The organism is Burkholderia sp. Z1 (genome assembly GCF_014893795.1).
GTDB lineage: Bacteria > Pseudomonadota > Gammaproteobacteria > Burkholderiales > Burkholderiaceae > Burkholderia > Burkholderia theae.
In genome coordinates this window covers 207,076-220,104 of sequence record NZ_JACFYL010000002.1, presented here as the reverse complement: position 1 = coordinate 220,104, position 13,029 = coordinate 207,076, and the positions used below count along the sequence as shown (strand labels likewise).

The 13,029-nt window shown below is 67.8% G+C and carries 15 protein-coding genes; 6 read left to right on the top strand and 9 right to left on the bottom strand.

Annotated features, from left to right (window positions below):
* Position 1 precedes the first annotated feature (1 nt).
* Positions 2 to 712: an immunity 52 family protein gene (locus H3H55_RS18090; RefSeq protein ID WP_193099634.1), complete on the top strand. Its 711-nt coding sequence runs from the start codon at positions 2 to 4 to the stop codon at positions 710 to 712.
* Positions 713 to 1,146: 434 nt separating this feature from the next.
* Positions 1,147 to 2,055, top strand: coding sequence for an HTH-type transcriptional regulator ArgP (locus tag H3H55_RS18085; RefSeq protein WP_193099633.1), 909 nt, complete (start codon positions 1,147 to 1,149; stop codon positions 2,053 to 2,055).
* 32 nt (positions 2,056 to 2,087) lie between these two features.
* On the opposite strand, the gene ltaE is transcribed toward H3H55_RS18085, so the two are convergent.
* From ltaE to H3H55_RS18070, 3 genes are all read right to left on the bottom strand, one after another.
* On the bottom strand, positions 2,088 to 3,101 hold the full coding sequence (gene ltaE / locus H3H55_RS18080) for a low-specificity L-threonine aldolase (protein WP_193099632.1): 1,014 nt from the start codon (positions 3,099 to 3,101) through the stop codon (positions 2,088 to 2,090).
* A gap of 163 nt (positions 3,102 to 3,264) precedes the next feature.
* Positions 3,265 to 3,804, bottom strand: a complete 540-nt coding sequence (locus tag H3H55_RS18075) for a YMGG-like glycine zipper-containing protein (RefSeq protein ID WP_193099631.1) — start codon at positions 3,802 to 3,804, stop codon at positions 3,265 to 3,267.
* A gap of 13 nt (positions 3,805 to 3,817) precedes the next feature.
* The gene (locus H3H55_RS18070) at positions 3,818 to 4,150 is read right to left on the bottom strand and encodes a hypothetical protein (RefSeq protein ID WP_193099630.1); all 333 of its coding nucleotides are present in this window, start codon (positions 4,148 to 4,150) and stop codon (positions 3,818 to 3,820) included.
* 480 nt (positions 4,151 to 4,630) lie between these two features.
* Here H3H55_RS18070 and H3H55_RS18065 point away from each other — a divergent pair, with 480 nt between their 5' ends.
* The 3 genes from H3H55_RS18065 to H3H55_RS18055 are packed head-to-tail and all read left to right on the top strand — an operon-like array spanning position 4,631 to position 7,231.
* Entirely contained in the window at positions 4,631 to 6,043 is a 1,413-nt protein-coding gene (locus tag H3H55_RS18065) for a cytochrome ubiquinol oxidase subunit I (protein WP_193099629.1), read from the top strand.
* A 29-nt stretch (positions 6,044 to 6,072) separates the two neighbouring features.
* Positions 6,073 to 7,080: a cytochrome d ubiquinol oxidase subunit II gene (gene cydB, locus H3H55_RS18060; protein ID WP_129515958.1), complete on the top strand. Its 1,008-nt coding sequence runs from the start codon at positions 6,073 to 6,075 to the stop codon at positions 7,078 to 7,080.
* Positions 7,052 to 7,231, top strand: a complete 180-nt coding sequence (locus tag H3H55_RS18055; protein WP_034187692.1) for a hypothetical protein — start codon at positions 7,052 to 7,054, stop codon at positions 7,229 to 7,231. The genes cydB and H3H55_RS18055 overlap by 29 nt, the downstream gene beginning before the upstream one ends.
* 103 nt (positions 7,232 to 7,334) lie before the next feature.
* On the opposite strand, the gene H3H55_RS18050 is transcribed toward H3H55_RS18055, so the two are convergent.
* Positions 7,335 to 8,012 (bottom strand): hypothetical protein, encoded by a 678-nt coding sequence (locus H3H55_RS18050; RefSeq protein ID WP_193099628.1) that lies wholly within the window; start codon positions 8,010 to 8,012, stop codon positions 7,335 to 7,337.
* A 98-nt stretch (positions 8,013 to 8,110) separates the two neighbouring features.
* On the opposite strand from H3H55_RS18050, the gene H3H55_RS18045 reads away from it, so the two are divergent.
* Complete coding sequence (locus H3H55_RS18045) at positions 8,111 to 9,016, top strand: LysR substrate-binding domain-containing protein (protein WP_226800285.1); 906 nt, start codon at positions 8,111 to 8,113, stop codon at positions 9,014 to 9,016.
* Between the two features lie 39 nt (positions 9,017 to 9,055).
* On the opposite strand, the gene H3H55_RS18040 is transcribed toward H3H55_RS18045, so the two are convergent.
* The 5 genes from H3H55_RS18040 to H3H55_RS18020 form a co-directional block, all read right to left on the bottom strand.
* Positions 9,056 to 9,250, bottom strand: coding sequence for a YqaE/Pmp3 family membrane protein (locus tag H3H55_RS18040; protein ID WP_044848494.1), 195 nt, complete (start codon positions 9,248 to 9,250; stop codon positions 9,056 to 9,058).
* 253 nt (positions 9,251 to 9,503) lie between these two features.
* The gene (locus tag H3H55_RS18035; protein WP_413463986.1) at positions 9,504 to 9,959 is read right to left on the bottom strand and encodes a TIGR00725 family protein; all 456 of its coding nucleotides are present in this window, start codon (positions 9,957 to 9,959) and stop codon (positions 9,504 to 9,506) included.
* Positions 9,960 to 10,029: 70 nt separating this feature from the next.
* Entirely contained in the window at positions 10,030 to 10,860 is an 831-nt protein-coding gene (locus H3H55_RS18030; protein WP_129515961.1) for an ABC transporter permease, read from the bottom strand.
* 10 nt (positions 10,861 to 10,870) lie between these two features.
* Positions 10,871 to 11,959, bottom strand: coding sequence for an extracellular solute-binding protein (locus tag H3H55_RS18025; RefSeq protein ID WP_193099625.1), 1,089 nt, complete (start codon positions 11,957 to 11,959; stop codon positions 10,871 to 10,873).
* 34 nt (positions 11,960 to 11,993) lie between these two features.
* Entirely contained in the window at positions 11,994 to 13,025 is a 1,032-nt protein-coding gene (locus H3H55_RS18020) for an ABC transporter ATP-binding protein (protein WP_129515963.1), read from the bottom strand.
* Between the last annotated feature and the right edge of the window lie 4 nt (positions 13,026 to 13,029).

Below are 13,029 nucleotides of genomic sequence, written 5' to 3'. Positions count from 1 at the left end.
CATGGACATCAGACTGAAATTCAAGGATGACTCACTCGAGCCGACCAACTTCTCGGAAGTCCTGTCACGCATTCAGATCGTCACGGCCACTCTCGCCGAGATCGAGCCGAAGATCAATCGATGGTATGCACGCGGACAGAGCAAAGAGGAAGCACTGCTGTATCAGGCGTTCGAAGATGGATCGCCGTCGACCGCCATTCAAGCCGTACTGAAACACAAGTTTGGCGAACATCCGGATTCGACGTACGTGAGTCTTTGGGACGGCAACGAGGACATCAATCAAGGTACAACCATTTCATGCCATCTCAATGAACCGGGTTATATCAACACGTTTGAACTGTCACTGTCCGACAAGGCGATTCTCGGCAATCTGGATTCGGTGCTGAAAATCGTTCGCGCTGCAGTGACCGCATTCAAACCCGTATACGCCGCTGTCGGACCGAGAAGCTATGCGGCTCGGCAGGTGTTCGACGACAAGCCCGGCGTCGGCTGGATGATCTACTTGCCCATCGTGATTACGCAGCAGCAGGTTCCGGAGGCACGCGAAGTCGTTCCCACTCCGGAGGCCGGAAAAAGCCAGACCGGCACAATCGTCGTCAGCACAACCGATGCACCGTTCTCGATGAAGAATCCCGAGCACATCGAGACGGCAAATCGCATCGAGATCCGACTCGTCGAGCAAGATCTCCTACCCGCCTTCAAAAATCTATAAGCGTGATACCGGCGCGATAGTCCGCGCCGGCGTCCTGGGTTAGAACAGCTCCACGGGCTGCGCCGCGTCATCCCGACTGAAGATGATCAACTCGCTTCAGTCGCCCTCTCGCCACCTGTGCCCGGGCAAATATCGAAAATTTTCGGTTTCGCGATATGCGGCACACTTGAGCAATTTGGCATATTCAGAGCGGTACGCCCCTCGAACGGCTGAAGGAACTTGGTAGGTGGTCAAGCTACGACATGGTTCTCCGGTATGTGCACCTCGCGCCCGACCATCTGGTGAAACATTCCGAATCGGTCACAATTGGGTCCCAGGGTGTGCCCATTTTCGATGTCGCATTTGCCCGTCCGGCGTCGTGATCATCCGCAGCGCAACAACTGGCAAGGCTTTATTGGTTTGAGTAACGCAATCTGTCTCGGTTAATCTGATACATGTCTCTAACGATCGATCCGAAGCAGGCCGCCGCGCTGCTGGCCGTCGCCGACACCGGCAGCTTCGAGCAGGCGGCCGTGCGCCTGCACGTGACCGCGTCCGCCGTCACGCAGCGGGTCCGTGCGCTGGAAGCGAGCCTCGGCACGCCGCTCGTGCTGCGCACGCGCCCGTGCCGCCCGACGGTGGCCGGTCAGCGCGTGCTGCAGCACCTGCGCCGCGTCGCGCTGCTGCAGGCCGACCTGCAAAGCACGCTCGCGACCGAGCGCGCATCGCCGATCTCCGTGACGATCGCGCTGAACGCCGACAGCCTCGGCACGTGGTTCCTGCCCGCACTGACCTCCGTGCTCGCGGGCGAGCGCATCCTGTTCGAACTGATCGTCGAGGACCAGGACCACACGTTCGCGCTGCTCGAAAGCGGGATGGCCGTGGGTTGCGTGACGACCGAGCCGAAGCCGATGCGCGGCTGCATCGCGACGCCGCTCGGCACGATGCGCTACCGGCTGCTCGCGGCCGCCGCATTCGCGGTGCGCTGGTTTCCGCGCGGGCTGAACCGCACGAGCGCGCGCAAGGCGCCCGTCGTCGCGTATTCGCGGCGCGACACGCTGCAGTCGTCGTTCCTGAAGGAGAAGTTCGGGTTGCCCGAAGGCGCCTACCCGTGCCACTACGTGCCGGGCACCCATTCGCATTTTGCGGCGGTGCGGCACGGGCTCGGTTACGCGATGGTGCCGGAGCCGCTGATCGGCACCGCGCCGCTCGACGCGCAGGGGCTCGTCGATCTCGCGCCCGCGCATCCGACCGACGTCACGCTGTACTGGCACGCGTGGACCGTGCAGTCGCCGACGATGGCGTCACTGTCCGCGCGGGTCGTCGAAGCGGCGCGCCGGTTGCTCGCGCCGCTGCCGAAATGACATGAGCCGGTGACGGGCCCGGCCCGCGGCCGTTACGCGCGACGCTGCGAGAAATACGCGCCGACCGCGTCGAGGAACGTGTCGATGTCCGCGCGCGATACGTCGCAGTGGGTGACGAAGCGCGACGCGTACAGCATCTGCGTGAGGATCCCGCGCGCCTTGAGCCACGCCTCGAGCGGCGCGCAATCGGCTTCGGGGAATTGCGCGAACACCATGTTCGTCGCATGCGACATCACCTTCACGCCTTCGATTTGCGCGAGGCCTGCCGCGAGATGCGCGGCATTCGCGTGATCGTCCGCGAGGCGCTCGACGTTGTGGTCGAGCGCATACAGGCACGCCGCCGCGAGAATGCCCGACTGCCGCATCCCGCCGCCGAGCACCTTGCGCCAGCGCGCCGCGCGCTCGATCAACGCAGGGCTGCCGACCAGCACCGAGCCGACCGGTGCGCCGAGCCCTTTCGAGAAGCAGATCGACACGCTGTCGAACGGCGCACACAGCTCGGCGATCGGACGGCCCGATGCGACGGCCGCGTTGCAGACGCGCGCGCCGTCGAGGTGCGCGGACAGCCCGCGGCTGCGCGCGAACGCGACGGCTTCCTCGACATAAGCTTCCGGCAAGACCTGGCCGCCGATCGTGTTCTCGAGCGCGAGCAGGCGCGTGCGGGCAAAGTGATTGTCGATCGGCTTGATCGCCGCGGCGATCTTCGCGAGCGGCAGCGTGCCGTCCGGCGCGTTCTCGATCGGCTGCGGCTGGATGCTGCCCAGCACGGCCGCGCCGCCGCCTTCGTACTTGTAGGTATGCGCGAGCTGGCCGACGATGTATTCGTCGCCGCGCTCGCAATGGGCCATCAGTGCGGCCAGGTTGCTCTGCGTGCCGCTCGGGAAGAACAGGCCGGCTTCCTTGCCGGCCCGCTCGGCCGTGACCGACTGCAAGCGCAGCACGGTCGGGTCGTCGCCCCACACGTCGTCGCCGACTTCGGCGGCAGTCATCGCGGCCAGCATGGCCTGGCTGGGACGTGTCACGGTATCGCTGCGTAAATCGATCATCGCTGTGCCCTGAGTAAACGCGGACCGGAACCGATGCGCCCGGCCCTGCCGAAACGAGACTCAGAGTGTACGCAATTCACGCAGCGCCTGCCCACGGTCGATCGTCGATCGCACCCCGACGCGTGCGGTACGCCCGCGCCGGCGCAACCGGCGAACGCCGCCGTCAATACCGCGGCGGCGGCGGCTGAATCCCCGCGGGAGGCATCGGCGGCGCCGCGCGCGGCGCGCCCCCGCCATATCCGCCACCGCCACCGCCGCTCATCCCGCCCGGCACCGGCACGCGGTTGCCCGTCGCATACATGCACTGCAGGTACGCGTAGTCGTAGCGGCGCTGGATGTCGTAGGCCGAGCCCTGCGCGGCGCCTGCGCCGACGACGCTGCCCGCGAGCAGCCCCGCACCGGCGCCGACGGCCGCACCGGTACCGCCGTTGAACGCGGCGCCCGCCGCGGCACCCAGCGCGGTGCCGACGGCCGCGCTGCCGACCGCGCTCGCGGTCGCGGCCTGCCCGGCACTCACGCCGCCCGATTGCTGGAATGCGTACTGGCGGCAGCTTCCATCATCGGCGCGGAACTGGTCGAACGACTTGCCGGTGCCGGGCAGCGCCATCACGCTCGGCCCGGTCGGCATGTATGCGCATGCGCCAAGGAGGCCGGCCAGCGCCAGCGCAGCCGGCACGCGCACGAATCGAAATGCGGATTTCATCGTCGCGCCTCCGTCACTGCGGTCGCGCCGGCACCGATCGCCAGCCCGACTTGCAGGTCTTCACATACGGGTAGTAATGCCTCGACGCGTCGCAGTAGTACCAGAGGTTCGCGTCGCCGCTGTCCTGCGGTTGCCCCTTTTCGACATACTCGGGCGGTGGAGGCGGATCGACCGGCACCGCGACGACGGGCGGCGGGTAGTAATACGGCGCGGGAACGACAGGGTAGTAATACGGGTAGCCGAAGCCGGGGCCGACATAGACCCCGACCCGGGCGGCATGCGCCACGCCGCCCGTCGCGAGCGCCACCGCGGCTGCCGCGCCCAGCGCGAGCTTCAATCCATTCACGTCACGTTCTCCGACAGGCCGGTTCGCCGATGCGAACCCGATACCCCGCACGCTACGCCGCGCGCGATGCGGCATCCATTACCGGCGAACACGCGAATGTTGCGCGACGTTACCAATGTGACAGACCCCACCTGCGACGCCCCTTCCGCGCGGTCGTCCGCATTACGCGGCTAACGCATCGAAACGGATCGGCCGCCCGGCGCGCAACTTCCGCACGCGCGAATCCGTTCCGTTGACGCGACGCGCCATATTGACGCACGTGCGTCAGACCGCCGCGCCGCGGCCGCGCGCGCGGCGAACGACCTTCTTGATACGAATCAACGATTTATCCCGAAATCGCGCGCGGCGGGCTGGACATCTGCGACGAGTTGGCACATTTCGCGGTGCAACATCGCGGCACATACTCCAGCCAACCCCGACGCCTGTCCGCCGGGGTCCGCCGGCACCCGTCGGCGGGTATCGTCAGCTTCGGTCAACTGTATGGACACCGCACTTTCGGCCCTCGATCTGGCCCGCCTGCAATTCGCGTTCACCGTCTCCTTTCACATCGTCTTCCCGGCGCTGAGCATTGGCCTCGCCAGCTTCATCGCCGTGCTCGAATATCGCTGGCTCAAGACCGGCAAGCAGTACTACAAAACCCTCTGTCTGTTCTGGTCGAAGATCTTCGCGGTCGCGTTCGGGATGGGCGTCGTCTCCGGCGTCGTGATGAGCTATCAGTTCGGCACCAACTGGTCGGGCTTCTCGAGCTTCGCCGGCGCCGTCACCGGCCCGCTGCTGATGTACGAGGTGATGACCGCGTTCTTCCTCGAGGCCGGCTTCCTCGGCATCATGCTGTTCGGCTGGAACCGCGTGAGCCCGCGCGCGCACTTCGGCGCGACGCTGATGGTCGCGATCGGCACGCTGATCTCGACGTTCTGGATCCTCGCGTCGAACAGCTGGATGCAGACGCCGCAGGGCTTCGAGATCGTCGACGGCCGCGTCGTGCCGACCGACTGGTTCGCAATCATCTTCAACCCGTCGTTCCCGTACCGCCTGTTCCACATGGCGATCGCCGCGTTCATCGTCGCCGCGCTGGTCGTGGCCGCAACCGCCGCATGGCACCTGCTGAAGGGCCGCCGCGACAAGAGCGTGAAGAAGATGTTCTCGATGGCGCTGTGGCTGCTGCTCGTGCTCGCGCCGCTGCAGGCCGTGATCGGCGACCAGCACGGCATCAACACGCTGAAGCACCAGCCCGCGAAGATCGCCGCGATCGAAGGACTGTGGGAAACCGAGAAGGGCGGCACGCCGCTGAACCTGTTCGGCATTCCGGACATGAAGGCGGAAACGACGCACTACGCGCTGAAGGTGCCGCACCTCGGCAGCCTGATCCTCACGCACAGCTGGGACGGCGAGATCCGCGGGCTGAAGGATTTCCCGCCCGAAGATCGCCCGAACTCGACGGTCGTGTTCTGGAGCTTCCGGATCATGGTCGGCCTCGGCTTCGCGATGATCGGCCTCGCCGCGCTCGCCTGGCTGCTGCGCCGCCGCGGCCGCCTGTATGAATCGAAGGCGTTCCAGCGCTTCGTGCTCGTGATGGGCCCGACCGGTTTCGTGTCGCTGCTCGCGGGCTGGGTGACGACCGAGGCGGGCCGCCAGCCATGGGTCGTGTACGGCGTGATGCGTACCGCGCAGGCCGTGTCGCCGCTGTCGGTGCAGCAGGTCAGCCTGTCGATGATGACGTTCGTGATCGTGTACTTCCTCGTGTTCGGCACCGGCGTGTACTACATGCTGAAGCTGATGAAGGCCGGCCCCGCGCTGCCCGACGTGAAGCACGACGACACGCCCGACACGCGCCCCGATCACACCGCGCGCCGCCCGATGTCGGCCGTCGACGAGCTGATCGAGACCGTCTGAGCCCACCCCATCCGCATACGAGAAAACCTATGGACGTCACCGTAATCTGGGCCGCGATCATCGCATTGGGGCTCTTCATGTACGTCGTGCTCGACGGCTTCGACCTCGGCATCGGCATCGTCTTCCCGTTCTTCCCGGACGAGAAGGAACGCGACCTGATGATGAACACGGTCGCCCCCGTGTGGGACGGCAACGAGACGTGGCTCGTGCTCGGCGGCGCCGGGCTGTTCGCGGTGTTCCCGATCGTCTATTCGACCGTACTGTCGGCACTGTACCTGCCGCTGATCTTCATGCTGGTCTGCCTGATCTTCCGCGGCGTGTCGTTCGAGATCCGCGCGAAGGCGCGGCGCACGAAGCACCTGTGGGATCTCGCGTTCATCGGCGGCTCGGCCGGCGCGACGCTGTTCCAGGGCATCGCGCTCGGCGCGTTCCTGCAGGGCATCAACGTGAAAGACGGCGTGTTCGCGGGCGACGCGTTCGACTGGCTGACGCCGTTCAGCCTGCTGACCGGCCTCGGCCTGATCGTGACCTATGCGCTGCTCGGCTGCTGCTGGCTCGTCGCGAAGACCGAAGGCGACCTGCAGCGCCGGCTGCATCGCGTCGTGTGGCCGCTGACCATCGTGCTGCTCGGCTTCATCGCGGTCGTCAGCCTGTGGACGCCGCTGCAGGATCCCGCCATCGCGCAGCGCTGGTTCGACTCGGGGCTGTTCTGGCGCCTGCTGCCGGTGCCGTTCCTGGTCGCCGGGTGCGCGGTGTGGATGCGGCGCGCGGTGCGCGACCGGCACGACATGACGCCGTTCGTGCTCGCGCTGGCGCTCGTGCTGCTCGGCTACGTCGGCCTGCTCGTCACGCTGTTCCCGTATGCGATTCCTCAGACCATGACGATCTGGGAAGCGGCGGCCCCGCGTTCCAGCCAGACCTTCACGCTGGTCGGCGCAGCGGTTATCCTCCCGATCATCATCGCCTACACGACGATGGGTTACTGGGTATTCCGAGGCAAGGTGCGCCATGAAGACCAGCATTACTACCACCACTGATTCCGCCGACCGCCCGCCCGAGGCGCCGCGGCCGCGGATGCGCGGCTGGATGTGGTTCGTCGTGCTGTGGGCGGGCGGCGTGATCGGCGCCGTCACGCTCGGTTATGCGTTCAAGATCTTCATGAACCTTACGCTGTTTGCGGTGAAGTAAGCCTTTCGGCCGGGCGCGATGCCCGGCCTCTCCGTTCGTCACCGGGCGGCAGCCCTCCCCCTCCGTCCCTCCACGCTCCCCTGCGCCGGCGCACGCGCGCCGCTCACCGCTCGCACGACATCGTGCACATCGCCTTGTCCATTTCGCCGAAGAAGGTCTGGTAGTACGCGGGCTCGACGACGGTCTTCGTGCGCGAATCGCCGTTGCTGTCCCACACCGTGCGATCGAACCGCGCGCGCACGATCGCACCGCGCGTGTCCGGCGCCGTGCGGACCGTCACGACGGCGGCCACACGCTCGTGATCCGGCTTCGCGGGCAACCCGCCGATGCGCGCCTTCAGCGCGCCGCGCAGCAGTTGCCGCCACTTCGGGATCAGCGTGTCGCTGCGCCCGCCTTCGATCAGCCCCACGTCCCGATCGACCGTCACCGGCGCGTAGCCCTGCGCGCGCAGCACGCCGGCCACCGCGTCGAGCGCGCGCGCCTGCGAGATGCCCGCATAACGACGGTCGCTCAACATGCGCAGCGTCTGCTGTTCGGTCTCCGTCAGGTCGACCTCGGTCTGGCTCGAGCTGTAGCGCACCAGCGACCCGCCGCTGCCGATCTGGCGCTCGGTGTCCGGCTTCGCCGCGCACCCGGTCAGCGTCGCGAACAACCCGGCACAGGCAAGCGCCAGTGCACCGCGACCGCGCGCCGCCGGCAGCACGGCGCGCCGCGCGCGTCGTTGGCGAAGGCGGTGGCGAATTCCAGTTGATCGGCAATCGGGCGGCGCTATGATCGTCATCGGGGCATTCTCCTGTCGGCGCCATGATAGGGAGGCGCCCCGGCCGCCACAAACGACATTTTTTGACCCACTGTTTAGCTTTTCTTCGCGATCTCACGATGCGCCGATTACCGCCCCTGAACGCGCTGCGCAGCTTCGAAGCCGCCGGCCGCCTGCAGAGCCTTACCCTCGCCGCCGAGGAACTGAACGTGACCCAGAGCGCGATCGCGCAGCAGATCCGCGTACTCGAATCGTTCTTCGGGCAGAAGCTGTTCGAACGCGACGGGCGTTCGCTGCGGCTCACGCCGCGCGCGCGGCATTACCTCGTCGACGTCGCAAGTTGCCTCGGCCGGCTCGCGCAGGCGACCGGGCAGATGTTCGAGCCGGAAGGCGGCCAGCCGGTGCGGATCAATGCATCGGTGTCGTTCGCGCACGGCTGGTTGCTGACGCAACTGGCCGTATTCGAGGCCGCGCATCCGGATATCGACGTGCAGCTCGTCACGACCGCCGACGCCGAACGCGACCAGATCGACGAATCGTGCGACATCGTGATCCGCCGCTATACGCCGGAGTTGCGCCGCAAGGGCTTCGTGTCGCGCCCGCTGCTCGCGACCGTCGCGGTGCCCGTGTGCGCGCCCGGCCATCCGGTGCTCGAACGGGTACGCGCACCGGCGGACCTGCGCAACGCGCCGCTGCTGCACTTCGCGGGCATGCCGCAGGCGTGGCAATACTGGTTCCACCAGGCTGGGTCGGACGTCACCGAGACATTGCGCGGGCCGTTCTATCGCGAGTTCTTCCTGATGGTGAAGGCTGCCGCGAGCGGGCTCGGCGTGTGCCTCGCGCCGCGCGCGGTCGTCAGCGACGACATCGCAAACGGCCGGCTCGTCGCGCTGTTCCCCGAGGTCCACCTCGAAGGGCCGCCGTTTCATTGCCTGTATCGCAACGACGACGATCCGTCGCTGCGCACGTTCGTCGACTGGCTGTTCGCGCGGGCCGAGGAACTGGACGGGCCGCCACCGCAGTAACCGGCGACGGGCGGGCAACGTGGCCCGTTGCCGTTTGCGTCAGCGACGCTCGCGCAGCGCCGCTTCGATCTTGCGATCGGTCTTGTACTGGCTCAGCGCGTACACCGACCAGATCGCGGCCGGCAGCCAGCCGATGATCGTGAGTTGCAGGATCAGGCAGATGACCCCGGCGATCGGGCGGCCGATCGTGAAGAACTGAAACCACGGCAGCAGCAGGGCAAGCAGAAGGCGCATCGAGAATCCCTTTCGATTTCGTTGAAACGAAGCATACGCGGCCAATATGGCGCGTCGTGCGCGTCATTTCAAGCCCCGCGCCGCGAACACGCGCCCCGCTTGCCATGGAACGTGACGGTACGTTGCGCATGCGCCGCCGTGCCGAGACCGCCGGCCGCGCAACGCGCGGCCGTGATCTTCGTCATGCAGAGGATTCCTGCTCATTCGGCCGATGCCGTTCGAACCCATGCATCGCGTCAACCGGAACGCCGACCTACCCCGGACCGCACAGCCAGCGCGCGACCCGCGCGACGAGCGGGTCCGCTTCGTCGAAGCGCTCGACACCCGCCACCTGCGGTGCGTCGCAAATCGCGAACACCGGTTTGCCCCATTGCAGCCCCAGCGCGATTTCGGACAGCGTGCCGAGGCCACCGCCCACCGCGACGAGGCACAGCGACGCACGCGCGATCAGCGCGTTGCGCGTGATGCCGAGCCCGGTCGGCAGCGCAACCGACAGATAGGGATTCGCTTCGCGCGCATCGTCCTCGGGCAGCAGCCCGATCGCGCATCCGCCCGCCGCGTGCGCGCCGCGCGCGGCAGCCTCCATCACGCCCTGCTTGCCGCCGCCGACGATGACGACGCCCGCCCCCGCGAGCCCGTGCGCGATCCGTTCGGCGGCTGCAAGCTGGGCCGCCGTCGCATCGCGCGGCCCGATCACGCCGACCGGCATCCGGTGCCGGGTCGCGCCACGCTGCCGTTGCGCGAGTTGCGCCAGCGCGTCGCGCGCGTCGTTCGACCATTCAATGATGCCGTTGCCGTACAAGTCCTTCCCCCAATGCAAGCACACAGGTGCAGAGCGCCGTCAGCACGATCGACAGCACGGCGGCCTGCGAGAAATCGGTCTGCCCGTCGGACAGCTTCAGGTACATCAGCAGCGGCAGGATGTTGATCTGCGTACCGGCCAGCGCGAGCGCCGTGCCGTACGTGCCGAGCGCGATCGCGGCGACGAGGCACCAGGCCGACGCGATCGACGGCCACAGCTCGCGCCACGCGACGTCGAACCAGGCACGCCACGGCCGCGCACCGAGCGTCAGCGCCGCCTCGAGCGGCCGCCGGTCGAGATTCGCGAGCGCCGGGTAAAGCATCAGCGCGACGCGCGGAATCAGGTAGTACGCGTAGGCGAACGCGAGCCCCGGCATGGTGTAGATCGCGCCGCCGACCACGGCCGGATCGGCGCCGAGCGACGCGAGCAGCATCGTCACAAACCCGGCGCGGCCGAACACGAGGATGAAGCCATACGCGATCACGAGACCGGAGAACGCCAGCGGCACGCCGAGCAGCGCGAGCGACCAGCGGCGCCGCGCCGGCGACTGCGCGGCCAGCACGAACGCGACCGGCACGCCGACCGCGACGGACAACGTGCCGGCGGCGATCGCGAGCGCCACCGAGCGCACGATCGCGTCGGCGACGAGCGGATCGCCGAATACCGCGGCGAACGCATGGCCGCCGCCGTCGAACGCGGCACCGACGAGCGCGGCGAGCGGCAGCGCGAAGCACACCGCGAACAGCGCGGCGGCCGGCACCGCGCCGTAGCGGCGCAGGATGCCGCGCTGCATGGACGAGACCCGCATCGTGCGCCCCTTATTTGCCGAGCGTGGCCTGCGACCAGAGCTGGTCGACCTCGGCCTTGCGCGTCGCGGCCTTCGCGACGTCGAGCGGACGCACCTGCGGTGCGTTCGGCAGCTTCGCGGCGACGTCCTGCGCGACCGGCGTACCGGGCACGGCCGGCCGCACGTAGCCCTGCGCGAACAGCACCTGGCCGACATCGCTCATCACGAGGTTGAGCCACAACTGCGCGGCGGCCGGATTCGGGCCGTTCTTCACGAGGCTCATCGCGTACGGTGCCGACACGCTGCCGTCCTGCGGAATCACGACGTCGGCCGCGTCGCCCATGCCGTCCGTGTACTTGGCCTTGAGGCCGTCGTTCTCATAGCCGATCAGGATCGGAATCTCGCCCTTGACGAACTTCGCGTACGGCGTCGTGCCCTCGACGCGCAACACGTTGCCCGCCTGCTTCAGCTTGCCGAAGAAATCCGCGCCCGGTTTCGGGTTGTCGACGCTGCCGCCGTTCGCATAGGCGGCCGCGAACACCGCGACCTGCCCCTGCCCGGTCGAGCGCGGGTCGAGATAAACGACCGCGTTGCGGTACTCGGGCTTCAGCAGGTCGGACCAGCGCTGCGGCACGTTCTTCACGAGCTTCCGGTTGACGAGGAACGCGATGTTCAGCGAATGCACCGCGAACCAGCGCGCGTCCGGCGCGCGAAACACCGTCGGCAGCTTGTCGAAATTGACCGGCTTGAACGGCACGACGACATCCTTGGCCGTCGCGTCGAGCGCCGATGCGGCGAAGTAGTACGCGGTATCGGCCTGCGGGCGCCGGCGCGACTTGTCGAGCGCGACGACCGTCGCCGCCGAGCCGATGTCGTTGTATGTGATCTCGACCTTCGGGTAGCGCTTGCGGAATTCGGCGAACAGCGATTTCCAGTTTGCCCATTCCGGGCCCGTGTCGAACGATACGACGAGCCCTTCGTCGGCGGCCTTCTCGTACAGCGCGTCCTCGCCGGGGTACAGCGGCGCGGCATGGGCGAGCGCCGGCGCGAGCATCGCGAACGCACCGAGCGCCAGCAGGCGGCGGCGCATGGCATGGAGGAACAGGCGGCGTGCAGACATCGAGATTCTCCGTTGAATGAATGGGGTAACGCGCTTACGCGGCGGGCAGCACGAGCAGATGGCGCGGTTCGATCGACACGCAGCGCGCGGGCAGTTCGCGCCCTTCGCCGAGCAGCGCGTCGGTCGCGCCCGCCGGCATGAAATCGAAGCGCTGCGTCGCGCCGAAATAGCGGACCTCGCCGACCCGGCCGTCGATGCGGTTCGCGGCCTGCTCGGGCGGATCGGGCTGCAGGTGTTCCGGCCGGACCAGCACGTCGACCGTATCGCCCGGCCGGTGCGCGCCCGTATCCGCGCGCAGCATCGCGAAGCGCACGTCGACGGTGCCGTGCGCGAGCACGCGGCCGCGCAGCAACGTCGAATGGCCGACGAAACGGGCGACCTGCGCGGTCGCCGGACGCTCGTATAGTTCGCGCGGGGTGCCGGCCTGCAGCACGCGCCCGCCGTCGACGATCGCCACGCGATCGGCCATGCTGAGTGCCTCGTCCTGGTCGTGCGTGACGAGCAGCGTCGTCGCACCGCACGCACGCTGCAGCGCGCGGATCTCGTCGCGCAACTGGTGCCGAATCCCGGCATCGAGCGCCGCAAGCGGCTCGTCGAGCAGCAGCAGCTTCGGTTCGATCACGAGCGCGCGGGCCAGCGCGACGCGCTGCTGCTGGCCACCGGACAGCATCGCCGTGCCGCGCTCGGCCTGCGCCGCGAGGCCGACACGTTCGAGCATCTCGAGCGCACGGCGCCGCCGCGGCGCTGCCGCCACGCCGCGCATCTTCAGCCCGTAGCCGACGTTGTCGACGACCGACAGGTTCGGGAACAGCGCGTAGTGCTGAAACACCATGCCGACCTCGCGCCGCCACACCGGCACGCCGGCCATGTCGCCGCCGCCGATCGCGATGCGGCCGGCGTACCCGTCGAGCAACCCGGCGGCAAGACGCAGCAGCGTCGATTTGCCGGAGCCGCTGCGGCCCATCACCGCGAGCAGTTCGCCCTGGGTCGCGGACAGCGTGACCGCGTCGACGCCGTGACGGGCGCCCGGATACTGGAAGCTGACGTTTTCGAAATCGAGGCTCATGATG